The organism is Paenibacillus sedimenti (assembly GCF_014534655.1).
Taxonomy (GTDB): Bacteria; Bacillota; Bacilli; order Paenibacillales; family NBRC-103111; genus Paenibacillus_E; species Paenibacillus_E sedimenti.
On record NZ_JACVVD010000017.1, the window covers coordinates 1 to 23287 of the forward strand.

The 23287-nt window shown below is 48.7% G+C and carries 24 protein-coding genes, 1 pseudogene and 1 riboswitch; of the genes and pseudogenes, 13 read left to right on the forward strand and 12 right to left on the reverse strand.

The window, feature by feature from the left end; genetic code table 11:
• Window positions 1-412: 412 nt before the first annotated feature.
• Both ICC18_RS29360 and ICC18_RS29365 read right to left on the reverse strand, forming a co-directional pair.
• Entirely contained in the window at window positions 413-949 is a 537-nt protein-coding gene (locus ICC18_RS29360; protein ID WP_188177979.1) for a hypothetical protein, read from the reverse strand.
• The gene (locus ICC18_RS29365; protein WP_188177980.1) at window positions 946-1419 is read right to left on the reverse strand and encodes a hypothetical protein; all 474 of its coding nucleotides are present in this window, start codon (window positions 1417-1419) and stop codon (window positions 946-948) included. The genes ICC18_RS29360 and ICC18_RS29365 overlap by 4 nt, the downstream gene beginning before the upstream one ends.
• 605 nt (window positions 1420-2024) lie before the next feature.
• On the opposite strand from ICC18_RS29365, the gene ICC18_RS29370 reads away from it, so the two are divergent.
• Window positions 2025-2369: a hypothetical protein gene (locus ICC18_RS29370; protein WP_188177981.1), complete on the forward strand. Its 345-nt coding sequence runs from the start codon at window positions 2025-2027 to the stop codon at window positions 2367-2369.
• Window positions 2370-2429: 60 nt separating this feature from the next.
• On the opposite strand, the gene ICC18_RS29375 is transcribed toward ICC18_RS29370, so the two are convergent.
• Complete coding sequence (locus ICC18_RS29375) at window positions 2430-3092, reverse strand: oxidoreductase (protein WP_188177982.1); 663 nt, start codon at window positions 3090-3092, stop codon at window positions 2430-2432.
• A 120-nt stretch (window positions 3093-3212) separates the two neighbouring features.
• Window positions 3213-4134 (reverse strand): annotated as a pseudogene (locus ICC18_RS29380) (aldo/keto reductase).
• A 73-nt stretch (window positions 4135-4207) separates the two neighbouring features.
• On the opposite strand from ICC18_RS29380, the gene ICC18_RS34420 reads away from it, so the two are divergent.
• A complete protein-coding gene (locus tag ICC18_RS34420) occupies window positions 4208-4339 on the forward strand; it encodes a hypothetical protein (protein ID WP_262495905.1) in 132 nt (43 codons plus the stop codon).
• A 65-nt stretch (window positions 4340-4404) separates the two neighbouring features.
• Window positions 4405-4731: a hypothetical protein gene (locus ICC18_RS29385; protein WP_188177983.1), complete on the forward strand. Its 327-nt coding sequence runs from the start codon at window positions 4405-4407 to the stop codon at window positions 4729-4731.
• A 107-nt stretch (window positions 4732-4838) separates the two neighbouring features.
• Here ICC18_RS29385 and ICC18_RS29390 read toward each other — a convergent pair whose 3' ends face one another.
• Both ICC18_RS29390 and ICC18_RS29395 read right to left on the reverse strand, forming a co-directional pair.
• Window positions 4839-5009, reverse strand: a complete 171-nt coding sequence (locus tag ICC18_RS29390; protein ID WP_188177984.1) for a hypothetical protein — start codon at window positions 5007-5009, stop codon at window positions 4839-4841.
• 75 nt (window positions 5010-5084) lie between these two features.
• Window positions 5085-5168, reverse strand: a riboswitch (cyclic di-GMP riboswitch).
• Between the two features lie 100 nt (window positions 5169-5268).
• The gene (locus ICC18_RS29395; RefSeq protein ID WP_188177985.1) at window positions 5269-6216 is read right to left on the reverse strand and encodes an FkbM family methyltransferase; all 948 of its coding nucleotides are present in this window, start codon (window positions 6214-6216) and stop codon (window positions 5269-5271) included.
• Between the two features lie 214 nt (window positions 6217-6430).
• Here ICC18_RS29395 and ICC18_RS29400 point away from each other — a divergent pair, with 214 nt between their 5' ends.
• The 6 genes from ICC18_RS29400 (at window position 6431) to ICC18_RS29425 (ending at window position 12421) form a co-directional block, all read left to right on the forward strand.
• Window positions 6431-7246, forward strand: a complete 816-nt coding sequence (locus ICC18_RS29400) for an SDR family oxidoreductase (protein ID WP_188177986.1) — start codon at window positions 6431-6433, stop codon at window positions 7244-7246.
• Window positions 7247-7517: 271 nt separating this feature from the next.
• Window positions 7518-8447 carry a hypothetical protein gene (locus ICC18_RS29405; RefSeq protein ID WP_188177987.1) on the forward strand — a complete coding sequence of 310 codons (930 nt, stop codon included), beginning with the start codon at window positions 7518-7520 and terminating at the stop codon, window positions 8445-8447.
• 60 nt (window positions 8448-8507) lie between these two features.
• The gene (gene glmU / locus ICC18_RS29410) at window positions 8508-9911 is read left to right on the forward strand and encodes a bifunctional UDP-N-acetylglucosamine diphosphorylase/glucosamine-1-phosphate N-acetyltransferase GlmU (RefSeq protein ID WP_188177988.1); all 1404 of its coding nucleotides are present in this window, start codon (window positions 8508-8510) and stop codon (window positions 9909-9911) included.
• On the forward strand, window positions 9911-11278 hold the full coding sequence (gene glmM / locus ICC18_RS29415; RefSeq protein WP_188177989.1) for a phosphoglucosamine mutase: 1368 nt from the start codon (window positions 9911-9913) through the stop codon (window positions 11276-11278). The genes glmU and glmM overlap by 1 nt, the downstream gene beginning before the upstream one ends.
• A 385-nt stretch (window positions 11279-11663) precedes the next feature.
• Window positions 11664-11816: an anti-repressor SinI family protein gene (locus ICC18_RS29420; protein ID WP_188177990.1), complete on the forward strand. Its 153-nt coding sequence runs from the start codon at window positions 11664-11666 to the stop codon at window positions 11814-11816.
• 269 nt (window positions 11817-12085) lie between these two features.
• Window positions 12086-12421: a helix-turn-helix domain-containing protein gene (locus ICC18_RS29425; protein WP_188177991.1), complete on the forward strand. Its 336-nt coding sequence runs from the start codon at window positions 12086-12088 to the stop codon at window positions 12419-12421.
• Window positions 12422-12490: 69 nt separating this feature from the next.
• On the opposite strand, the gene ICC18_RS29430 is transcribed toward ICC18_RS29425, so the two are convergent.
• From ICC18_RS29430 to ICC18_RS29445, 4 genes are read right to left on the reverse strand one after another with little or no spacing between them, the layout of a single operon-like run.
• A complete protein-coding gene (locus ICC18_RS29430; RefSeq protein WP_223192982.1) occupies window positions 12491-14716 on the reverse strand; it encodes a hypothetical protein in 2226 nt (741 codons plus the stop codon).
• A gap of 31 nt (window positions 14717-14747) precedes the next feature.
• Window positions 14748-15545: a response regulator transcription factor gene (locus ICC18_RS29435; protein ID WP_188177992.1), complete on the reverse strand. Its 798-nt coding sequence runs from the start codon at window positions 15543-15545 to the stop codon at window positions 14748-14750.
• 43 nt (window positions 15546-15588) lie between these two features.
• The gene (locus ICC18_RS29440) at window positions 15589-17043 is read right to left on the reverse strand and encodes a glycosyltransferase family 2 protein (protein WP_188177993.1); all 1455 of its coding nucleotides are present in this window, start codon (window positions 17041-17043) and stop codon (window positions 15589-15591) included.
• 13 nt (window positions 17044-17056) lie between these two features.
• Entirely contained in the window at window positions 17057-18253 is a 1197-nt protein-coding gene (locus ICC18_RS29445) for a HEAT repeat domain-containing protein (RefSeq protein ID WP_188177994.1), read from the reverse strand.
• 146 nt (window positions 18254-18399) lie between these two features.
• On the opposite strand from ICC18_RS29445, the gene ICC18_RS29450 reads away from it, so the two are divergent.
• The gene (locus ICC18_RS29450) at window positions 18400-19191 is read left to right on the forward strand and encodes a nucleotidyltransferase domain-containing protein (protein ID WP_188177995.1); all 792 of its coding nucleotides are present in this window, start codon (window positions 18400-18402) and stop codon (window positions 19189-19191) included.
• A 1-nt stretch (window position 19192) separates the two neighbouring features.
• Here ICC18_RS29450 and glmS read toward each other — a convergent pair whose 3' ends face one another.
• A complete protein-coding gene (gene glmS, locus ICC18_RS29455) occupies window positions 19193-21022 on the reverse strand; it encodes a glutamine--fructose-6-phosphate transaminase (isomerizing) (RefSeq protein WP_188177996.1) in 1830 nt (609 codons plus the stop codon).
• A 2-nt stretch (window positions 21023-21024) separates the two neighbouring features.
• Window positions 21025-21369, reverse strand: coding sequence for a hypothetical protein (locus ICC18_RS29460; protein ID WP_188177997.1), 345 nt, complete (start codon window positions 21367-21369; stop codon window positions 21025-21027).
• Between the two features lie 151 nt (window positions 21370-21520).
• Between ICC18_RS29460 and ICC18_RS29465 the strand changes: the two genes are divergently transcribed.
• From ICC18_RS29465 to ICC18_RS29475, 3 genes are read left to right on the forward strand one after another with little or no spacing between them, the layout of a single operon-like run.
• Window positions 21521-22432 carry a decaprenyl-phosphate phosphoribosyltransferase gene (locus tag ICC18_RS29465; protein WP_188177998.1) on the forward strand — a complete coding sequence of 304 codons (912 nt, stop codon included), beginning with the start codon at window positions 21521-21523 and terminating at the stop codon, window positions 22430-22432.
• A 19-nt stretch (window positions 22433-22451) separates the two neighbouring features.
• On the forward strand, window positions 22452-22805 hold the full coding sequence (locus ICC18_RS29470) for an SMR family transporter (protein WP_188177999.1): 354 nt from the start codon (window positions 22452-22454) through the stop codon (window positions 22803-22805).
• 18 nt (window positions 22806-22823) lie between these two features.
• On the forward strand, window positions 22824-23255 hold the full coding sequence (locus ICC18_RS29475) for a divergent PAP2 family protein (RefSeq protein WP_188178000.1): 432 nt from the start codon (window positions 22824-22826) through the stop codon (window positions 23253-23255).
• Window positions 23256-23287: the final 32 nt, after the last annotated feature.

A 23287-nucleotide genomic window follows, 5' to 3' on the forward strand; every position in this document is an offset into this window, starting at 1 on the left:
ACAAGGCGATTCGGAAGTTTTACGGGAATATCTCCGAAGAGGAAGTCATCTCGATCCGGAAAAAAACGATGAAGGATATGATCTCGAGGTTGGTTTTTTTGTGATCTATTGTGATTTTGCAAGTGGGACTCGGATTAATCGGCATCTATTCCATACGGTTAGATTTATCAGGTGTATTCTGGTCGATCCGAGACATCATTACAGGCCATTGTTTTGGGTGATGCTGAGATCTACCGTTTCCCTTCCTTTTCCTTGTCGGGGCTCCTACGGCACCCCAAGTTGGACATTCGATCAAAGTTGGTAATATTTTTCATAGCTTGTGCTGTTTTGCAGATAATCAAGCGTGACGGATTTAGGTTTGCGTTAGCAAACGACGGCAGACAACGTGAACTAGCAGCGAGCAAGTCCATCTCTAGGGCGGACCAGTGGGGGATTTAGGGGGCGCTCTGTTCAGACGTGTCCGTGAGAAAGCCATTCGGTACAGTCCCAAATGTATGCTCTGTAACAACAAGTAAATCGGAAACGAATAAGCGAGCCGGTAGTCCGCTTTGTAATGGAACATTCCGACATAGACGCCCGCCGTTTCGACAGCTACCCCGAGCCACGCCCATACGAAGATATAAACGATCGTCAGCAATCCGCCTACCCGCATCCGCTCGTGCCAGTAAATAAACCAATACCCGAATGGCATATACATCGCGTAAGAAATGATATCAAAAAGCTGGTATTTGGACTGGTCTCCGAAATCGTAAAGATCAAACGGTGGTATAGCGATTGTATGGTCGAAGACCAGACCGAAGGTGATGCCGATGAGCAGATTAAAAGTGGTTTGCAAAGGCGAAAAGCTGCGGGGGAAAAAACGGATTGCCGCGAGTCCGATGACCATCAGCGCGATGGAATACCATTCATTCGCATTAAATTGATTGTCGTAAACGATATTGTCATTCATCGCACCCATCCTTCTTTAGTTGCCATCCATTGGAAAATTTTACCTGCAAGCAAGGTGTAGGCCATCAACAAAATAATCATCACGGTTTCGCAGAAGAAATTCCATCCGTTTTCGGTAAGGACATTGTTCCATCGCAGTGCGTAGCCGGTTGCGAATTGCAGCACGACCGCGTAAACCGATATTCCCCAGCGTACGTGGGCATTTCGGGTTGTGAGAAAGGCGTTGGCGAAGGCAAGCAGAATGAACGGTATGGTAAGATCATTGTGAATGATCAACGATATGAAATAGGGTATGCTTTGATTCATAATAAATAACTTAAGATCGTACCCGATGATAGTCAGCTTGTTAGTGAGCATGATCTCTATAGCCATAAACAATAGAAAGTTGGCAGCTAGCGGCAGCTTATGGGGCAGACTGAACAACACATGGATACAAAACCATGCAAACAGTACGAATACGACGACGACCATGTTTGCATAGACCCCCTTATCATTAAGCGATTCCACTGAAAACAACTCGGTTAACTGCTTTGTTCATTTTTTCCAGATGGGATGATTTTTATGTAAATACCGTCGGACATCATCCCCTGATTAAGGCAATATTCAACAAGCCGAAGAGTTTGGCCGTATTATCGGTGAATTGTCTTTCCAAAAAGGTTCTTTCTTTTCGATAATTCGCTGCTTTACAGGCGTAAGCTTCAAGTTTTCAAAAGCGCCCCACCTTTTCTAACTCCTCGATCGTTTGGTTCGTCATAACAGTAAATTTCACAGCTGTCAGGAGCTGCTGCGAGGGCAGCTAATCATAAAACGAGCCGCTAGCCCCTTGGGGATGATTTCCCTCTGAGAGCTACGGCTCGTTTATTCACGGATGCTTTCCGATTTGCCTCAATCATACCACGCTAGTCTTAATGGAGGACCGAGTTCGTTTCCCATAGGGACGGATAACGTTAGTTGAACTATAAAAGGGAGCAGATCGCCACGGCACTGTTCCTTGTTTTATTGAAGTAATGGGCAGGAAAATTCCAATTTGTGGTACGATATGATGTATAAAGTTGTTGTTGATTAGGAGGGGCTGGATGATATATTGGAGGTATCTAGGCATCCTTTCATCTTTAGGAACGATAGTGCTTTGGTTAATTCTAAACTTCTATAACCCATATAATTCTGCGTCACCAAGTAATGATGTTCTTATAAGAACAGGAGCATTTCTTTTAGCTCCAGCACTTGTAGCAGTAATAGGACTGATTATTAGGAAACAATTTATTATGTTCATCGCATTTTTTTGGTCGCTTCCTTTAAGCCTCTACATAGCTATGACGCCCAGTATTTTTAAGCTATTTATAGGTACTTCATTTGGCTATCTTTTGGCAGGGATTCTGATGAGAAAGATGATTAATCCCGTCAACGGCCCATCACGCTAAGCCCACATCTTAGCCCTTCCCGATCAAAAGTCAAGTTAATATAAAATAATGTTTCGTGGATCAATGAATATTAACGATTTGATCAGACTCCCAAATCGCGTAGGCGTTATCCTGCTTGCTCACGGCGATCCGATACATCGCATAGGCAACCTGATCTGCTCGAATCGGCTTATATTTGTGCAAAGGACCGACCATGAATAGGGAAACTACTGGGAAGAAGAGGATACCCACTTTTTCCCTAATCCGAAAATCTTTGCGCTTTCCCAGCAGGGCTGAAGGGCGGAACACGTGGTACTGATCGAAACCGACGGCGGCCAATGCTTCCTCCGCTTCTCCTTTGATCCGGCTGTAAAAGATACGGGAGTGCTTATTAGCTCCTATTGAACTGACGAGTAAATACTTTTCCGCTCCATTGCGTTTGGCAATTTGCCCTATATGCACCGGATAATCTAAATCAACCTTGCGAAATGCTTCCTGTGTTTTCGCCTTTTTGATCGTCGTACCCAGACAGCAGAAAACATCCTGCCCGACGATCTCTTCCACGAAGTCCTCCAGCCGTGCGTAGTCGACGATCACTATGTGCAGCTTGGGATGGGAGTAAGGGAGTGAAGCACGAACGAGCACGGTCACCCGTTCGTACTCTTCACTTTGCAGCAGAAGCTTGACCAGCTGTTCGCCGATCAGACCGGTCGCTCCAAGCACAAGCGCGGTTCGAGTCTTCATAATTTCACTTCCTATTCGGCGATGGTGATCTCAGTATAGTCATTGGGGAATTTCACCTAATCATTCTGAGTCAATCAACAGGATATTCCATGTTCCGGTCAACCTTTATATCCTTTGTTCTTAATCTAAACCGACTACTCGCTGCGGTACATACGGCTCTTCCAAGAACGCGACTTCTTCAGGCGTTAATGTAACTGATAGCGCAGACACTGCATCTTCGAGATGTGAAGTTTTCGTAACCCCCATGACCGGAGAAGTAACGGGCTCTTTTTGCAGCACCCAGGCAAGAGCGATTTGAGCGCTAGGAACACCACGTTTTTTTGCAATTTCGGCTACACGTTCAACCACTTTTCGACTTGACTCAGCTGTGGCGATATAGAGACCTTGTGCAGCTGGATCGTTTTGAAAACGTAGCGTCGTTTCCTCCCAATCACGCGTCAATCTTCCCTTGGCAAGTGGGCTCCATGGAATAACACTGATTTTTTCTTCCTTACAAAGCGGCAGCATCTCCCGCTCTTCCTCACGATATAAAAGGTTGAGGTGATTTTGCATGGATACAAATCGGGTCCATCCATGTTTTTCAGCTATATGTAACGCCTTCATAAACTGCCATGCGTACATGTTACAAGCGCCGATTTATCTGGCTTTCCAAGCTTTTACTACGTCGTGAAGTGCCTCCATGGTTTCTTCAATGGGTGTATTATAGTCCCAACGATGGATTTGATACAAATCGACGTAGTCGGTTCCCAACCGCTTTAAGCTCTTATCAACTTCGCTCATAATTGCTTTTCGAGAAAGTCCGGCACCATTGGGACCTTCATGCACACGGAAATAAACCTTCGTTGCAATGACAATTTCATCCCTATTGGCATAATCTTTTAGAGCCTGCCCAACAATTTTTTCTCACTCGCACCGTCTGAATAAAAATTCGCCGTATCAAAAAAAATTATTCCTGACTCAGGGCTTTCTTAATAATATGACGACTATTCTCCTCATCAAGTGTCCATTTAGGGTATCCCCGTTCCGGTACACCAAAGCTCATACAGCCGAGGCAAATCCGAGAGACATCCAATCCAGTGGGCGGTTATGTTGCGATAAATTAGGAAAGCGATGGGTTGGATTCGAACGGCTCCATTTATATGACGGACGGTACGGTTGTAATCAGCGGACCTACGATAGGTAATAGAGGCACTGGTGCGCTCGACTATGACGGCGTGTTCGAAATCACGGGGGGGGGGGGACGTTAGTTTCGGCCAGCAACCTAGGCAAGGCTCAATCCCCGTCTGCTGCTACTAAGCAATATACCATCTCTATGAATTTCTCAAAAGTTCAACAGGCAGGCACTATCGTCAGCTTGAAAGATAGCAATGATAATACCATCGCTACTTTTGCTCCTATTAAGCCTTATCAAAATGTAGTGATCAGTTCTCCAAAGCTGAAAAAAGATGCTTCCTATACGCTGTATACGGGAGGGACTTCCACTGGAAATGCAACCGATGGCTTCTATCATGGCGGAGCGAATCAAGGAGGCGCGAAGTTGATAAGCTTTCAAATAACGGATATGATTACCTGGTTAAATGAATCGGGGAAAACGACCTCCGGGAATAGCGGATCTTCGGGCAAACCCATGAGAAGGTAGAAGGTTTCAATAATTATGGGCGAGTTCTATATGCAATAACTAATGTGTAGCAGTGTAGAGCTAGGTTTATCGGATTGGTATAATCTCTCTTTTCCGAACATTACTCTCTATTCTTCTTCCCCATCACTTAACATCCAACAGACCAGCTGATTTAGCCTCTCCTCGGAAAAATCTGTTTCTTGAATGGTAAATTCAAGGTTTTTTTGTATTCGTTCTTTAAACTGATCCGGAACCGTTACATTTTGATAAACGATCCTTTTTAATTCCTTAGGTTTCAATAAATACCTCTCCCTAATACTAGATTCCTATTTATTTTGACTATAGGAAGAGAGAACAAAAAAACCTTCTCTCTTATGGAAGAAGGTCGGTTGCACTATTAGCTCCACCAAATCAAAGTGCCCACGTAAAGATCTGGCTTCATAGCTCCCTTATTTAGTTCTAATAACTAAAATTATACAACAATTTTTGAATGTATCAAGGTATTTGATTGTCTTCAGCTACCGGGCAGATAGTTCAACAGTCTGTCAACTTTTAGTTCTACTCTAATTTTATAAGCTGCGAATAAATTTTAGGGATCGTGACGTCGGGTTTGGCCAAAATGATATCGGTATGAACGTTTTGCTTTTTAAATAGCTTTTGCAATTTCTCTAAAGAAATCTGATCGAACTGAACCAGTTCTTGATTGTTCAAGTAAACAAAGAGATTGAATCGTTCCTGCAAAAATTTCAAAAACGCATCGGCATCGGTATCGCTCTTGGCTAAATATTTACTGTCAAATTCGATAAATCCAAGCATTTGAGGACAGTGTTCGATCGATTGAAGCATCCCTTTGATGACCTTCTCTTCATGTCCTTCCACATCAATTTTAAATAATAGCCTTTCTTTTTCCAGCGGATGCCTGCTAAGTAAGGAGTCGAGCGTAATGCTGGTAATTTCATGCTGCTTGTAGTGCTTCGGAACGTTGGATTTGCCAAGGGCCGCAGAGGAAAGTCCCGACCAATATTCATGAATATAAAATGATCGCTTCTCGCGTTCTTCATCCGATGCCATCGCATAAACGGTCTGGATTCTTTTGCGGTTGGGATGGATTTTCTTGGAACGTTCAATATATGTTTGCAGATTGGGATTGGCTTCAATGCCGATCACCTTGCAATGCTTGGGATAGGTCACGGAAAAAAGGCATTCGCCATAATTGACTCCTACATCCACAACCAATGACGGTCGGAATGAGGCGACCGCTTTATTCCAAAACAGATTTAACCTCGGTTGCGTCATTCCGCCGGTCATATACAAAATTCTGCCCCGATTTTCCGTCGGATTGACATATAGAACACGGGAAGAGCCAGGCAGTACGATCCGGTCTGTACGCCACTTTCTGATGATTGTTCTTGAAAGCACGTACCGGGCTGTTGATTTTAAAATATCCCAATAACGAAAGGATGACTCGATTTTTAATGCAACTTCAGAAGATTGTCTTAAGGTCATGAAGCGGCTCCTTTCTTTTACCTTTTGGGTTAGGATCATTGAAAAGACAATTATTATTATTTTATCAAAGTGTGATGTCAGAAGGGTTATGACTGTGTAAAGAAATCGTAAAATTCTGTAAATATAATTAGTACATAATTTCCATACCGGTCGGGTAAACCAATAATGGATTTTTTTTCAATCCGCCATATGTATACGGTTAGGGGTGACTCTCATGAGTGTGCAAACGATGCAAAAGCCGCGTATGATGCTGCCGGATTTGAAGGATAAAGTCGCATTGATCACCGGGGCAGGGTCCGGTATCGGAAGGGCTGCTGCCATCATGCTGGCGCAACAGGGGATGAAAGTTTGCATTGCGGATTTAAAGGACGACAGGCGAGAACAAACGAAACAGGATATAGTCGCAGCAGGCGGTCAGGCTATTACGATCGATGTCGACGTCTCCGATCCGAACCGGGTGGCACTCGCATTCGAAGAGACGGTGAAAACCTTTAACCGGTTGGACGTCGTCTTTGCCAATGCGGGCATCAATGGTGTTTTGGCGCCGATTGAAGACATGAAACCTGAGGATTGGGATCGAACGCTATTTGTTAATCTGAAGGGAACGTTCCTGTGCGTCAAAAATGCGATTCCTTACATGAAAGCGAACGGAGGCAGCATCATCATTACGAGCTCTATTAACGGCTGCCGCGCCTTCTCCGGATTCGGGATGACAGCCTACAGCACGTCCAAGGCGGGCCAAGTGGCATTAGCCAAGATGGCTGCACTGGAGCTGGCAAGGTACAAGATACGCGTCAACGCCATCTGTCCGGGGTCCATCAAGACCAACATCGGAGAAAATACGCAACCGACCCCGGAGCTCGAGAAAATCAAAATTCCGGTCGAGTATCCGCAAGGCAGCCAACCGCTGGAACACGCGGCGGGCCAACCGGAGCAGGTGGCCGATCTGGTGGCGTTCCTGGCTTCTACAGCCTCGAGCCATATCACCGGCACGGAGCTATTCATAGACGGCGCCGAATCGCTGCTATAGCGACATTAGCCAATAAAAACCAGCAAACCGCCAAAGTTTGCTGGTTTTTGTCTATATTTTAAACCAGCAGACCCTTCCGTTTGCTGGTTTCTTGTATGGACTGGAACACAAACGGGATTCGTTTTAACGAACAAAGTTTCAATAAACTTTTACAAAATAATAAATATCGTACCACTTCATTCTTTATAACGAACGCGAACAATATAGATTGAGCATGTACATAGCCGGTTGGGTTCCCACTTGCCCAAACACATGATCAAAGGAGTTTCAAGTGAAAAGACAACAAAAATTCCGATTTGTCGGAAAAGTAATGGTTCTCTGTCTAGCTTTTACTCAAGTTCTTTTTTACCACTCCGTACAAGACGACGGCACGAATCAGGTTTTTGCCGCAACCGCCGAGCGTCCGTTGTATAAAGCTACTTGGCTATGGAATACGGGGTCGCTGCTGGTAAACAAGGTGAGCACATTCCAATTTCTGCAGCAGAATGAGGTTAATCTTTTATTTTTGCAAGTCGATCCGGATGTTTCCGCGAATGATTACAAAAGTTTTATACAAGAAGCTTCCGCTCGAGGTATGGAGGTTCATGCTTTAGGCGGAGCCCCCGACTGGATACTTCCGGAACAACAGATGAAGCTGTACAAGCTGATTAATTGGGTGAAAACATACAACAACAGCGTTACTGCCGCAGAACAGTTTCGTGGCATTCATCTGGATGTCGAGCCGTACGTCATGAAGTCATGGTATGCGGACACGGATACGATGCTCGGGCTTTGGCGGGATACGGTTAGCGGGTTTGTCGAAGAAATGGAAATAGAAACCCCAGGTTTAATTGCCGGCGCGGATATGCCGGTTTGGCTGGAGAAGTTCAATGTACCGGACGGGTTGGGTGGTCGGACAACATTGTCCAATTGGATGATACGCAAACTTGACCAAGTAACCCTTATGGCTTACCGCGATCATGCATCGGATATCATTAGCAGCATTGCAACTGAGATGGAAGAAGCAGAGCGTAACGGCAAGCCTGCCATCGTTGCTGTGGAGACATTGCCGAGTTCGGATGCAACCATTTCTTATTTTGAAAAAGGGAAGTTTCAAATGATGCGCGATCTGAGCACTGTGGGAGAAAGCCTTGGCAACCGCGCGTCTTTTGCCGGGTATGCCGTTCATGATTATGACGGCTGGATCCGTTTAAAGGAGTAGGGTAAAGTCAAACCGGCTATGTACACTCAACCAAATGGCAATCAAAAGGAGAGATAGGCAGTGAACGAGACATTCGCAATCGTACTTGCAGCTGGATTAGGAACCCGTATGAAGTCTACATTACATAAAGTTCTACATCCGCTTTGTGGTAAACCGATGATTCGTCACGTAACAGACTCCCTTAGAGGTACTGGAGTAGGACGCTTGCTAATGGTAGTGGGTGCTTACGCCGAACAAATCGAGCAAGAACTTGGTAATGAAGTGGAATATGTCAGGCAAAATCAGCAGCTTGGTACTGGGCACGCGGTCATGCAAGCTCGTAAGGTTATCGGGAACCTGGAGGGTTATACCCTTGTCTGCTACGGAGATACTCCGCTTGTGACAACAGAAACGTATAAATCGTTACTGTCCGCACACCAAGAATCCGGTTCGGCGGTTACTATGATTACAGCATTTGTTGATAATCCGACCGGATTTGGACGCATTGTTCGTGATGAAACTGGTGAAGTGCTTCGGATTGTTGAGCAAAAAGATGCGTCTGAGGATGAAAAGCGTATCCGCGAGATCAACCCGGGCCTTTACTGTTTTACAAACTCGGTATTATTTAGAGCATTGGACCAAGTGCGCAATGATAACGCACAAGGGGAGTATTACCTTACGGATTGCATTCAAATTATTAAAAACATGGGACTTTCCGTCCAATCCCTTGCAGTTTCGAACGCGCATGAGGTATTAGGAATCAATGATCGGATTCAACTTGCTCAAATAAGTAAAATTCTGCGTGACAAGATCAACGAATCGCATATGAAAAATGGTGTTACCCTTGTAGATCCGAGCACAACTTATATCGATTGTACCGTTTCCATCGGTGAGGATACGGTGATCGGGCCTGGTGTGACGCTCTCGGGTTTTACATCGATTGGAAAAGGATGCTGCATAGGGGCAGGCAGTGAGATTGAGACGAGTACCCTCGGGAATGGGATCAGCGTTCACAATTCGATCGTAAGGGACTCGGTTATTGCGGATGAAGCCTCCATCGGTCCGTTTGCATTTATTAGACCCGGTTCAGTTATTGGGAAACGTGTAAAAGTGGGCGATTTTGTTGAAGTGAAAAATTCCACCGTTGGCGAGGGTTCTAAAATTCCTCACCTCGCCTATGTCGGCGACTCCGATATTGGTCAAAACACGAATATCGGCTGCGGAGTGATTACGGTTAACTACGATGGTGCCAATAAACATCGAACAATCGTTGGGGACCATTGCTTTGTTGGAAGCAATTCGAATTTGATTGCGCCGGTATCGATTGGGAATGCAGCTTACATAGCCACCGGGTCTACGATAACTAATGATATTCCGGACGGGGCGTTTGCCATTGCCCGTGAACGTCAAGTTAATAAAGCGAATTATGCCGAACATTTACGGTCGCGCTTGGGTTATGCAAGCAGTGGAAAGGGGAATTCGTAATGGGACGTTATTTTGGTACAGATGGAGTGAGAGGTATAGCCAATCAGGAGCTTACCCCGGAATTAGCATATAAATTAGGGCGTGCAGGTGCTTATTTATTAACGAAAAAGAAAGCTCGGGCAGCGATTGTCGTCGGTAAGGATACTCGTATTTCGGGTGATTTGTTAGAGACTGCTTTGATTGCCGGAATCCTTTCGGTAGGGGCCAATGTAATTCGGGTTGGCGTGATTTCGACGCCAGGTGTGGCGTACTTAACTCGTACGTTATTAGCGGATGCCGGCGTGATGATTTCCGCTTCGCATAATCCGGTCGCCGATAATGGAATTAAGTTCTTTGGCGGTGACGGTTTTAAACTGATTGATGAGATTGAAGAGCAGATTGAGGACTTGATGGATCAGCCGGAAGATCAACTGCCGAGACCTGTAGGAGCTGAGGTAGGCCGTGTTTTCGTTCGTGAGGATGCGTCTGAATTGTATGTGAAATTTCTGCAAACAACAACCCGTGAACGTCTGAACGGGATGAAGGTTGTTTTGGATTGTGCAAACGGGGCCGCAGCAGCGATTGCACCAGCCGTGTTTCAAGCAATTGGAGCGAATGTCATTCCATTGGCGGCAGAGCCGAATGGGATTAATATAAATGCGGAATGCGGGTCTACACATCCTAATGCATTGCAGGATGCGGTTGTCCGGGAAGGGGCGCAACTAGGCCTTGCTTTTGACGGTGACGCAGATCGGTTGATTGCGGTGGATGAGAAGGGGGAGCTTGTGGATGGCGACTATATTGCAGCTATTTTAGCGCGTAGTTTGCTTGATGATGGAAAGCTTGACCACAGTACAGTAGTAACAACTGTAATGTCCAATGTAGGCTTCTTTAAAGCGATGAAGTCATTAAACATCAATTTGGTTCAGACAGCTGTTGGAGATCGTTATGTGATGGAAGCCATGCGTGATGGAGGCTATGTGCTGGGCGGTGAGCAGTCGGGACATATTATTATGCTGCATCATAATACGACCGGGGACGGTATCCTAACTGCTGTACAATTGGCAGGTGCGCTGGTCAAGACCGGACAACCCTTGAGTGAATTGCGCACAATCATGCGTTCTTACCCGCAGCTGCTGGTGAATGTGCCGGTAGAAAGCAAACAAGATTGGGATTCCAATGCGAACATTAAGCTGGCGATTGAAGGCGTTCAGGCAAGCCTTGGGGACGAAGGGCGCGTGCTTGTACGTCCCTCTGGAACAGAGCCGTTAATTCGTGTCATGGTTGAGGGACCCGATGCTGGACAGTTGGAGGAATATGCAGAGCGAATTGCTGCTGTCATCCGTTCGGAAATAGGCGTAATAAGCAATGAAGCTGTGTCTGTGTAAACAACTTTAGGGGGCCGATGGGGTCCCCTTTTTTGCTGCGTCAGACAGAATATCTGTAATCCGAAAACGCCTAATTGCGGGGAAATGTGTATCAACCAAAATGTCCGCAGTCCGATTTTACTTAATTGTAAAATGGTTTGTACGACCGCATGTTCGATATAGTCATCGTAAGTGGGAAAAATGGGACTGCATCAGCTAATTTCCTTAAGCAACTATACATAAATGGGTGAAATCGTACTACAGCTCTCATAACCACATTGGAGGCCGAAGGTATTCGCCCCAATTGGGAGATTAACCAAATGAAGTACTACCCGCATAAAAAAGAGCTAGGGCACGAATCGTATATTGAGCTACCAAGTTACCAGAAATCTGGAGGGATCGGGCTATGTCCGTAAAACAAACGCTTGTACCCAACAAGAACCTGGATGAGAACTGGGTTAACCTGATGATCGCAGCTCGCGATTCGGGGCTTTCCATAGAGGAAGTAAGGCAATTTTTTCGCGAGTGCAAAGAAAACGAAGATGAGCCGAAACACTAATACAAAGAGAAAGAAGTGCGAAAAAGACAACATTTTTTTTAATTGATTATGTTAGCGCTTCCATTTGTTATAATAAAAAATAAACATCCACAGATCATGCATTTTTTGTTAAACTATTTTTACCACATAAGAATGAATAAGATACCGACTAGTCGGGTTTCGAAATTCTTATTGGCATGAAAAACTTCCTCTAAAAGCGGTCTGGCTACTTTGAATGGACTTCGATAGAAGTTTTTCTTATACATATGGAAGTTAAAGGGGTCGCTACCATGATTGGCAAGAAAGTCAAGCAGCTGCGCTTGGAACAAGGTTTTACCCTTACCGAACTGGCGGAGAAAGCCGGGGTAGCCAAATCCTATCTGAGCTCGATCGAACGTGAGGTTCAGTCCAATCCCTCGATCCACTTTCTGGAAAAGATTAGCGCGGTGCTGGGCGTTCAGCTGGAAACGATTATTCATCATCAAAACCAGCCGCAGGAGCAGTTGGATGAGGAATGGCTTAGTTTGGTAAGAGAGGCCATGGATTCCGGCATTAGCAAAGAGCAGTTTGTGGAATTTTTGGAATACAATAAATGGCGCATCAAACAAAAGCGTTCAGAAGAATGAAGTCATAGAAGCCCCTATATCCAATGAGTTTCCTTTCATCGGCTATAGGGGCTATTTTTTGCGCGCTGGCTATCGTCCGGGAGCGAACCCGTCATCGATCTTATCAAAAGCATTCTTCATGAGGTCGTAGCTTTTTTTGGGCCGCTCGACGTACTGGACCTTGTCCCAAGCGGGCCATTTATATGTCGGCAGCTTGGATACCGGGTAGACGCTTTCAGTACGATCCAAACCGAGGATGCCGCCGTTTGAGCGCTGAACGATCCAAGGGAGCATGCGAATCCCTTTGGTCGTCGTAGCTGTCAGCTTGCCATCCTTCTCGCCGTAGCTCATGACCTGCAGGGAGCTGGGGTCTGTGAAGCCGAGCAGCATCCACGGGATACGCATTTCTACAACGCTGCCTTCGGCTTGCCACATGGCTAACGAATTGAAATCCGGAGAGGCCGGATCGGTCGTACCGCGCTTCAGCATGCCCGCAGGGACATCCAGGAACGGACTGTATTTAGTAGAGTCAGGAGGACTCTGCTCAAGACCGACGGCCAGCTTCCACGGGGCGAACTGTCCGGAATCGTCCTTCATGTCCTCCGGCTTCACCTTCAACATGCCGTACTGATTGCCGTATAAGCGGGCGTGAAAATCATAGTTGGAAGCGATTTTCACTTGGCTTTCCTCGTCTTTCCCAAGCACGACGAGCGTTTCCAGCCCTTCGTCGAGCTTAGCATCCCCCAGCTCCTTCGCATGCCGGTTGCCGCCGGGTATCGTATCGACGCCAAAGATGAGCTGCTCACGCTCCGGATCAAACGGCTGCTCCAGCTCCCCCATAACGTATACGTAGGCTTCGTCATGGGTCATCCATAGCGATTTCCATCCCGGATGGGAGCTGGAGATCCGCTGCTTATCGCCCTCCTGGAGCGCTTGCCAATCACTCGCGCCTCCATCGATTTTGAGCGGCCCGTTCTTGCCGGACAACTCGGCTACCAAACCAAAGTATTGTTCGTTCGTCAATACGTTGGTCCATAGTTTACGGCGGCTTTGCGGAATTTCGAAATGCATGGTGTTCCAGGTGCGCTTAAACCACTCGTCCTGCCAGGAGAAGACGATTCCTCCCGCCATGCCGGCACTTGCGATATCTTGCATAAGTGAGGCGTTGATTTGACCCTGCTCAGTCTCGTTATGACCGCCTTGATTCCGGTCTTTATTGGCCAGATGTCCGATGCCCAGAGAGGAAGGAACGCCGAATTCCGTAATCATGACAGGGATGTCCTTATGGAAGGCCTTCAACTTGGTCAAATAGCTGAGGTACGTGTTGGCGCTTCCATCCTTGTCCTTCATATCCATCAGCGTTTGATCCAATCCAAAAAAGTCGGGATAGTAAGGATAAGCATGAAAGGAAGCAAAATATCCGGCTGGCCAGTTGATTACTTCCAGATGGGTCGCATCGACGCTGACCATATCCTCTTGAATGAGGACTTCGCCGGGATGCTTGAGCGGATCGGTTGTTACCCAATTGGTAAAGGTCAGAGGATGCTTCCATCCGTTTTGTGACTCCAGCACCGCCAGATGATCAAGCATTTCGGCGAGCCAGTTTTCAAAGGGGGAGGCGTTCTGTTTAGTAGTGACGTGAGTGCCTTGGAACCCGGTCTTGTCTTTGTGCTTATCGTTGGTGCTCTGAACCATCTCCGGATCCCACTCCGTCCCGATATGCCACGCCAGCAAATAAGGTCCGGCATTGTAACGGTAAGAGCCGCTTGCCTTGCCGAACCGCTCGGGAATATCGGCGGCTCCGTATACCGCTCCGACGGCATAAGTGATCTCGCTTTGAAACTCGGCGTAGATGGAATCGAGGTAGGCGTCTTTTTGTTCGATCAGCTCATCTTCTGGCGTCCATACGCCCTGAATGAAATAGAGCGGAGAATCCGCATGCTGCTGATTGTATTCCACAAGCGCTTGATAAAAAGCCGGCGATAGAATCGTATACACCCGAATCATATTGGCGCCGAGCTCCTGGATTTGCTTGAACCATGCCAAATACTGTTCCCTGCTGATCGGCAGCTCGCCCGGATCATGCCCCGGAAGCGCAGCACCCACATTAACCCCTTTGACAAAAAATGGAGTCCATTGTTGTTTGTAGTAAATCTCGATGCGGTCACCTTGCGTACGGAATTTGATTTGCGATCCGTCCGCGCTTTGGACACTCTCCACTTTCTTGGCTGGCCAGTAATGCCATACCAGGATCATTGCAGCGGCCAGCAAAGCAATGCGCAGCAGCCAGGCGGCCGGTGAAGTGTTCCGCTTCATGGGCACGACTCCTTTAATCCTTTAAAGTAGGTTAGGCCAGCAGCCGTCTGAGACGCGCTTCAAGCTCCATCGGCGAGAACGGTTTCTTGATCACGTCGGCCGCCCCCAGATCGAAGCATTTGCAAATGTCCTGCTCGACCGTCAGGTCGGTCAGGACGACGACTTGGCAAGATCGGCTTTGGGATTGGCGAATGCGCCTGATCACCTGGTAGCCGTCAAGCGCAGGCAGCGCCAGCTCGGTGATCACAAGGTCCGGCCGGACCGATTCTACGAGCCGGAGCCCTTCTATGCCGTCCTGCGCCGGCCTGACGGCATAACCTTGCAAGCCGAGCCGGACGCCGAGAAAATCGAGCAAATCGGCGTTCGGATCGATCATGACAACCGTCGGCGCTTCCGATAATGACGATTGTCCGTGATAAACGGCAATCTCTTCTTGCTGCCGCTCGTTAAGTAAAGCAACGAAGTCGGTCAGCGCTTCTTCCGAAGCAGGAACGGTCTCGGAGAAACCGGCAACCGCCATGCCGCCATCCAGTAAGCCTGCGTCCTGGAGGAAGGCTTTGGCTGACAGGGCGATGAAATGGGTGAAAGCCAGAGATTGCCCCGGCAGCAGGATGATCAAGGAACTTTCCGCTGTTTCATAAGCGGCCTTGACGATCAGGTTATCGCTTTCCATGCTGAGACGCGTTTCCAAATCTTGCAGCACCATCCGGCTGATATCATGAGTTGCGGCAACGATCACACCGCCGTACTCCGTCCACGGGGCGGCCGACTGAAGCATAATATATAGTCGTTGAGACAGGACAGACTTGGCTAATAAGGCAGTATTCATGGTTCTTTCACTCCATTTCTATTCGTATAGGGTTAAGGCCGTCCTAAACAGCCTGTGCTTTCGCCTTCGAAGCAGAGGATCCGGCCGGCTTCGCCGCTTCATCCTGCCAGCTGCGCCGTACCATGTTGCCCCACGCATTATTGCGGCGGAGGTAATCCCATTGCCCGAGGAGCTTCCAAAGAGCATTGATTTGGTCGTAACCCAAAGTCATCACAACCGATAAGCCGATGACTCGCAGCAGGTCATGCGTTGAAAGGGGGCGGCGGAAAGCAAATTCTTCAATCAACAGCGATCCGCAAGTAAAGACCATGCCGATGAGCAGGTTAACAAGCAGGAAGATCAGCAGAATCGGCAGCTGCGTCATGTCCATCGTGACATAGGCGATTAGCGCCGCCAAACCGGATAGCCGCACAAAAGGACTGAAAAGTTCATACATAATGGTGTACGGCAAGGCCAGCCAGCCGATCACCTTATATTTGGGAATAAACAGCATCGCACGGAACTTGCTTACATTCCACAGACTGCCGCGAATCCAGCGGCGGCGCTGGGCGCCGAGCACTTTGAGCGTATCCGGCGCCTGCGTCCAGCAGACGGCGTCAGGGCAGAACACGATCCGATACGGCAAATTGCGTGCCAACATATATTTATGAAGCTTGATGACGATATTCATGTCCTCTCCGGGACATCCCTCTTCGTAGCCGCCTACCTTCACCAGGTAATCCTTGCGGAATAAGCCGAAGGCGCCGGATACGATAAGCAGTCCGTTCATGGCGCTCCAGCCGATGCGGCCGCCGAGGAAGGCTTTCACATACTCGACATATTGCATGGCGGGAAGCCATTTGTTCGATAACCGCGCCGATAGCACACGGCCGTCTTCAATCGTGCTTCCGTTCGCGATGCGTACGTTGCCCCCGACGGCGATATGCTGCTCGGGATTTTCCATATACACTTTGACCAAACGGATCAAAGCGTCTTTTTCCAACAGACTGTCGGCATCGATCGTAGCGACGAGCGGATATTTGGCCACGTTGATACCGGCATTCAAAGCATCCGCTTTACCGCCGTTTTCCTTATCGATCACGACTAACCGAGGATAGAGGGGATTGTGATACACATTGCGGATTGCCTTGGAATCGACCAAAAGACGGAATCCGGTCAGACGGCACGGTTTCAAATCAAACGTTTCGATCAGCACTTGCAGCGTCCGGTCGGCCGAACCGTCATTAATGACGACAACCTCGTATGCGGGAAATTCCAGAGTCATTAAGGAATACACGCTCTCGATGATGGTTAGCTCCTCATTATAGGAGGGAACCAGTACCGACACGGGCGGCACGTACTCTGAGCCTGCCAGCTCCCGGAAACGAGAGTTCATCGAGCTTTTGACAATAGACAGCATCTTCTGATGAGAAACGGCAAGAATGAATAAATACAGTAAACTGGCTCCGATAATCAGATAAGTGACGACAATTCCGTAATCTAGCAAAAAAGCTCTCATCCGGGTCCCCTTTCTACGAGCTGATCCGGGTTTTATGGGCATGCCGGCCTGCGCCGGATTCTCCCAATATGCGCCGGTAAATGAAATTCAGCCGATTGTAGTAAGGAATTTGTTGTATCCCCTGAGAAGCGGAAGTCTCAGCCCGGTCCAATTCCTCATGGACAGCCTCCCAAGCGGATTCGCGTGAAGCGCTGTTCCAGGAACCGGCTGCTGCTTCGCAAAGCACCCGGAAACCGGCAGATCCGAGCCGCGACAAGCTTTTGGCGCTATAATAACGGACCCACCATTCCTCATCAGCCATGCAATCGGCGAGCGCATCCAGATAAAATTCCAGCTGATGTTCGCCGACGGCCTTTGCGGCAACCGCACGAATCTCCCAATCCGGGTGACGGATCAGCTCGCCGATTCGCTCAAGCGGCAGCAGGTGGGTATACTGCAGCAGCAGTTTTGCCGCTTTGATCCGGATTTCTTTGGATTCGGATACGATCAAGCGGTCAAGGGCGCCGAACATTTCAGGTTCATTGCTTTTGGATAAACGGATCAAGGCCACGTTAAGCAGCGCTTCGTCATTTTCTTGATGAAGCAACTTGGCGAAGAGCGGGGCCGTGTCCAAAGAAGATGAAGCGATGATATCGGCGATCAACTGATGAGCTTCGGGATGATATTTCGTAAGCAGCTGCAGCAAGCTGTGCAAATCTTCAGGCGCCCCTGCGCACTTGGCGGCCGCTCGCCCGACGACAAAAGCGGTCGATTCGCTGCCTTCCCGCTCCAGGAGCTTAAGCAGCTCACCGGTGCATTCGGCCGCACGCATAACACCCAAATGATAAGCGGCTTCCATGCGTATCCCATGTCTGGAGCTGCGAAGCCGCTGGCGTTCCAGCTCCACGAGTCCGAGCTCCCGGCACAGGGCAGTCAGCTTGTCCCTGTACTCTCCGCCGATCGTTTCGATCCACTCCAGCAGCTTGGACTGAATGGCTTTAAGCTCTATAGGGCTTAAATGGCCGGGAGGCGGGAGCAGCGCATCCGCTCCATCAATATTGGCGCTAAGGTAGGTAAAATAATCCTGATGCTTGTCCAGGCTTTGTTTCATCTGTTTCTCCATAGCCCCGTGCTTGGCCCGCAGCAGGAACAACGCGGTGAATCCGCCGGCGATCGTCAAGCTGAGGACGTTCAGCACTGAAGCGGCCTGGTCATAAGGCTCTATCCACATCCGATTTCTCCTCCTTAATCTGACTGGCTCTCTCTTTAATAGAACTATGTTGTATGACTGGTTGCATGTTGACACTATTTTTACGTAATGATATTCTGGCGTAATGCCCATTTTTTAATGCGGCTAACTTTTAGGAGTGATGACCAATGACATTGTCACTTTATGAGCATTTCATCGAAGAAACCAAAATGAAGCTTAGTCAAGATGATCGATTTATCGCTCTACTTGCGGGAGGTTCCATGTTGAAGGGAACCATGGACGAATACAGCGACTTGGATCTCGTCTTGGTATATGAACCCGAATACCGTGAAACCATCATGACAGAACGAATCCAAATAGCCGAGCGACTAGGCAGCCTGTTGTCCGGATTTACCGGTGAACATGTTGGTGAGCCGCGTCTTGTCATTTGCTTATATGGCCCTCCGCCTCTTCATGTAGATCTGAAGTTTGTCACCCCGTCCGAGCTTGAACAAAGGATTGAAAATCCTCTTATCTTGTGGGAGAGAGGTTCGGAAGCGGTACGACGAATGAGAAATACGCAACCCTCATATCCGGAGTTGAATGTTCAGTGGATCGAAGATCGCTTCTGGGTCTGGGTTCACTATGGCGCTACCAAATTAGGACGCGGTGAGCTATTCGAATTTATCGATCTTATCACGTACATTCGTAGAGCAGTACTAGGTCCGATGATAGCAACGATACATGGTCAACAGCCTAATGGAGTTAGAAAACTTGAATTTTTTGCTGCTAAAGTAACAGAAGAGCTGGTAAAAACAATCCCACTGCATCATGCTGAAAGTTGTTACCAATCTCTTCTGACAAGTATTCAAATCTACAAGCGATTACGAAGCGACTTCCAAGACCTGCACTTAAGAAGAGAAGCGGAGTCCGTTGCCGTCGATTATCTCAACGAAGTATTTTCCTCGTTGAAGAGGTAATCTACTCGACTGTTACGCTTTTTGCCAAATTTCGCGGTTTGTCCACGTCATTACCCCGGATGGAGGCCGTGTAATAAGCGAGCAGCTGCAGCGGCACAACCGCAAGGGCAGGCGTGAACAGGGAAAAGGTGCGAGGCACGTAGATGACTTGATCCGCAGTCTTCTCAAGCTCCGTATTGCCTTCCAGGGCAAACGCGATCACATATGCGCCTCGCGCTTTGACTTCCTTGATGTTGCTTACGGTTTTCTCAAGCAGCAGCTCCTGGGTTGCAAGTGCGATGACAGGTGTGCCGTCTTCAACCAGCGCCAAAGACCCGTGCTTCAATTCACCGGCAGCGTACGCTTCCGAATGAAGATAGGAAATTTCTTTCAGCTTCAGTGAAGCTTCCATCGCCAGACTGTAATCGAGTCCGCGACCGATAAAGAACAAGTGATTGTGGCCGGCGATCTGTTCGGCGATTTGCCGGACCGCTTCCATGTTGCCTTTCAGCATGTCTTCCACTTGTGCAGGCAGCCGTTCGAGCATCGTAATCAGCTCGATCTGTGTCGCCTGATCTAAAGTCTCCAGTGATTGGGCCATGAAAATGCCAAGCAAATAAAAAGCAATAAGTTGCGAGCTGTATGCTTTGGTCGAAGCGACTGCAATCTCGGGTCCGGCCAGCGTAAAGAGACAATCGTCCGCTTCGCGGGCGACGGAGCTGCCGATCACATTCGTGATGGCCATGACGCGTGCGCCCCATTGTTTGGCCTCGCGCATGGCGGCCAGCGTATCGGCGGTTTCCCCCGATTGGCTCACAGCGATAACGAGTGTATTCTTGCGGATTACAGGCATCCGATACCTATACTCGGAAGCAAGGTCGACTTCAACCGGAATGCGGGTTAGCCGCTCGATAACGGTTTTCCCGACGAGAGCCGCATGATAGGCCGTTCCGCAAGCGACCATATGAATCTGCTTCAGTCCGCGGATTTGCACTTCGGAGAGTTCGATGCCGGGGAGAACAATGGTACTCCTTGCTTCGATTCTTCCGCGCATTGTATCTTCGTAAGCGCGCGGTTGATCGTGAATTTCTTTGAGCATGAAGCTGTCGAATCCATTCTTCTCTGCGACCATGAGATCCCAGTCGATGCGAAACAACTGCTTGGCGATGAAATTGCCCTCGAGCGTCATTAACTTGACGCCTTCCCGGGTCAGCACGGCCATCTCGCCGTCATTCAATATGTACACATTGCGCGTATGCTCCAGAATGGCCGGAATATCGGAGCCGATGAAATTTTCGCCTTCGCCGACGCCGATAATAAGCGGGCTTGCCCAGCGAACGGCAACCAGCTTGTCCGGTTCGTGCTCGGAGAGCACCGCAATAGCGTAGGCGCCCCGTACTTGGCTAACGGCCTTCCGCACGGCTTCCGTCAAATCGCCTTCATAGTGATGGGCGATCAGATGAGAGATGACCTCGGTATCGGTCTCCGAAATGAACTGGTAGCCGCACAGCTCCAACTCTTCTTTTAACTGCAGGTGATTCTCAATGATACCGTTATGTACAACGGAGATTTTCATATCGTTATCGGTATGCGGATGCGAATTGGCATCCGAAGGCTTACCGTGTGTCGCCCAGCGGGTATGACCGATGCCGGCGGAACCGGCAAGCGGCTGCGCTTCCAAACGGTTTTCCAGCTCGCTGATGCGTCCTTTCGATTTACGGAGCTCAAGTCCGGAGCTTGTGTGAATCGCCAACCCGGCGGAATCGTATCCGCGGTACTCCAGTTTTTTTAAACCTTCCAATAATATGTTCTGTGAATCCCTTTTGCCGATATAGCCGACAATGCCGCACATGCTTACTCCTCCTCTTTCTCGCTATGGCCTACTTGCCATTTTCGAAATTCAATGATGCTTTTTAATTCCTTTCTGCTGATGCCGTACTTCACGGCATCCTGAAACAGGTCATACCACTCCTGCACCACGGCGGGATCGGGCTTCGGCTCCGGCGTATCCGGCCCTACCAGCTGTTTCAAAGAAACGTCCAGCGCGACAGCAATTTTGCCCAGCAAGTGGACGGACGGATTTGAATGAATGTCCCGTTCGACATGTTGTTCATTATAACGAACGAACAATTGAAGTATAACGCAAAAATCGCCAAAACAAAAATCGGATAACTCGGATAATTTCGTTTTAACGAACAAAATTCCCGAATTTCCTCCCTCATGCGCCATAATTCAACCAAATATCGTTCTTTATAAAGAATTTATTGTTCGTTATAATGAATGACGGAACGGATGAGTCCCTTCACAAACTGACTTTAACCGAACCTAATTCATTAAAGGAGGTTTGGTTATGTCCCAAACCAAAGCGCAAGTCAAGCTGGAAGGCTGGGAAAGCCGACCGGTTCCCATTCGTTATTTGGCCTTGATGCGGCCCCGGCAGTGGACGAAAAACCTGCTCGTCTTCGCTGCCCTGATTTTTTCCGTTCGGCAGGCGGATATGAATATGCTCGGTCAAGCATTGGTCGGCATTGTCCTGTTCTGTCTTGTCTCCAGCTGCGTGTACGTGCTGAACGATTACGTCGACCGCGAACGGGACCGGCTGCATCCGGAGAAAAAATACCGGCCGTTAGCTTCCGGCGCGATTCATCCGCAGACGGCGCTGCTGTTCGGCTTCGTCCTTTTGACTTCCTGTTTGGTGCTTGCTTTCCGCTTTCAGTTTGCTTTCGGCTTCGTGCTATCCGCTTATTTTTGCATGAATGTGTTGTACTCCTTGCGGCTCAAGCATGTTGTCATCGTCGACTTGCTAATTGTGGCTTCCGGGTTCGTGCTTCGCGCAGTAGGCGGCGGTCTTGTGATCAGCGTGCCGTTAACGCCTTGGTTCCTGTTATGTACGATGCTGCTGGCTTTATTCCTGGCGATCGGCAAACGGAGGCATGAGCTGGCTCTGATGCAAAGCGGTTCGGGTTCTCACCGTAAAGTACTGGATTCGTATTCGATGGAAATGCTGAACCAAATGTCGGGGATTGTGACGACGGCGACGATTATGAGCTATGCGCTGTTTACCTTTACTTCAGGGCACACGATCCAACTGATGTGGACGTTGATCTTCGTACTGTACGGCGTGTTTCGCTACTTGTATTTGATTCATATGGAGGGCAAGGGCGGCCGCCCGGAAAAGCTGCTGCTCGAGGATAAGCATATTTTGTTGACGGTCGTGCTCTATGGATTCTCAGTCGTATGTATTTTGTTGTTTCTCAATTAATAAGGAGGAAGACTCTCCGATGATCCATTATGTCTGGCTAATCGTTTCCGTCCTGCTTGGCGCAGCAGGGCAGGTATTAATGAAGTGGGGGGTCAGCACTCCCAAACTTGCGGGCGCCGGGTTGTTGTCCTGGTCCAGCTTTGCAGCCTCCTGGCCCATTGCGGCGGGGCTGGCTTGCTATGGGTTAAGCTCGGTGTTCTGGCTATTTGCGCTTAAGAAATTCCCGCTTAGCACCGTCTATCCGATGGTCAGTATGGGCTATATTCTGGTTATGCTGCTCGGATTTTATTTGTTTCAAGAAACGTTATCGATGCAAAAATGGTTCGGCGCCGCCTTCATCTCTCTTGGCGTGCTGCTTATTGCACGTGCGTAGCGGAAGGGGGTTGAATGTATGAACGCCAGCTTGTTGTATCCGGCGCTGCCTTTCATCGCCTGGCTCGTGTCCGGGACGCTCAAGTATGCGGTGAACAGGGTGCGTCACGGCAGTGACGCCGGGAAGCTGATCGGCAACGGCGGCTTTCCGAGTACGCATACGTCGGTCGTATCCTCGGTTGCGATGCTGATCGGCTTCGATCAAGGCTGGGGGACGCCGCTGTTCGGCCTCGCCGCCGCCGTCGCCTATATCGTCATGATTGATGCTGTGGGCATCCGCCGTGCCGTCGGAGAGAATGCCAGACGAATCAATGCGCTGACCCTCGAAATCGCTGCCGCAAGCGAGGGTGCCATGCTGAGAGAAAGGCAGGGACATACCCGGTTTGAGGTGTTTGGCGGTCTGGCCTTAGGCTCGCTGCTCGGCTGGCTCGGTTCGTTGATGCTTGGATAGAACCAATACATATTTCAGAGAGACGTAATGAT

What these genes read in the sequence shown, in the direction of transcription:
- ICC18_RS29420 (WP_188177990.1), top strand. Translation starts at nt 11,664, where the DNA reads ATGTCCGTAAAACAAACGCTTGTACCCAACAAGAACCTGGATGAGAAC.
- ICC18_RS29360 (WP_188177979.1), bottom strand. Translation starts at nt 949, where the DNA reads ATGAATGACAATATCGTTTACGACAATCAATTTAATGCGAATGAATGG.
- ICC18_RS29465 (WP_188177998.1), top strand. Translation starts at nt 21,521, where the DNA reads ATGTCCCAAACCAAAGCGCAAGTCAAGCTGGAAGGCTGGGAAAGCCGA.
- ICC18_RS29475 (WP_188178000.1), top strand. Translation starts at nt 22,824, where the DNA reads ATGAACGCCAGCTTGTTGTATCCGGCGCTGCCTTTCATCGCCTGGCTC.
- glmM (WP_188177989.1), top strand. Translation starts at nt 9,911, where the DNA reads ATGGGACGTTATTTTGGTACAGATGGAGTGAGAGGTATAGCCAATCAG.
- ICC18_RS29395 (WP_188177985.1), bottom strand. Translation starts at nt 6,216, where the DNA reads ATGACCTTAAGACAATCTTCTGAAGTTGCATTAAAAATCGAGTCATCC.
- ICC18_RS29435 (WP_188177992.1), bottom strand. Translation starts at nt 15,545, where the DNA reads ATGAATACTGCCTTATTAGCCAAGTCTGTCCTGTCTCAACGACTATAT.
- ICC18_RS29470 (WP_188177999.1), top strand. Translation starts at nt 22,452, where the DNA reads ATGATCCATTATGTCTGGCTAATCGTTTCCGTCCTGCTTGGCGCAGCA.
- ICC18_RS29365 (WP_188177980.1), bottom strand. Translation starts at nt 1,419, where the DNA reads ATGGTCGTCGTCGTATTCGTACTGTTTGCATGGTTTTGTATCCATGTG.
- ICC18_RS29440 (WP_188177993.1), bottom strand. Translation starts at nt 17,043, where the DNA reads ATGAGAGCTTTTTTGCTAGATTACGGAATTGTCGTCACTTATCTGATT.
- ICC18_RS29375 (WP_188177982.1), bottom strand. Translation starts at nt 3,092, where the DNA reads ATGAAGACTCGAACCGCGCTTGTGCTTGGAGCGACCGGTCTGATCGGC.
- ICC18_RS29370 (WP_188177981.1), top strand. Translation starts at nt 2,025, where the DNA reads ATGATATATTGGAGGTATCTAGGCATCCTTTCATCTTTAGGAACGATA.
- ICC18_RS29400 (WP_188177986.1), top strand. Translation starts at nt 6,431, where the DNA reads ATGAGTGTGCAAACGATGCAAAAGCCGCGTATGATGCTGCCGGATTTG.
- glmS (WP_188177996.1), bottom strand. Translation starts at nt 21,022, where the DNA reads ATGTGCGGCATTGTCGGCTATATCGGCAAAAGGGATTCACAGAACATA.
- ICC18_RS29425 (WP_188177991.1), top strand. Translation starts at nt 12,086, where the DNA reads ATGATTGGCAAGAAAGTCAAGCAGCTGCGCTTGGAACAAGGTTTTACC.
- ICC18_RS29385 (WP_188177983.1), top strand. Translation starts at nt 4,405, where the DNA reads ATGAATTTCTCAAAAGTTCAACAGGCAGGCACTATCGTCAGCTTGAAA.
- ICC18_RS29450 (WP_188177995.1), top strand. Translation starts at nt 18,400, where the DNA reads ATGACATTGTCACTTTATGAGCATTTCATCGAAGAAACCAAAATGAAG.
- ICC18_RS29445 (WP_188177994.1), bottom strand. Translation starts at nt 18,253, where the DNA reads ATGTGGATAGAGCCTTATGACCAGGCCGCTTCAGTGCTGAACGTCCTC.
- ICC18_RS29430 (WP_223192982.1), bottom strand. Translation starts at nt 14,716, where the DNA reads ATGAAGCGGAACACTTCACCGGCCGCCTGGCTGCTGCGCATTGCTTTG.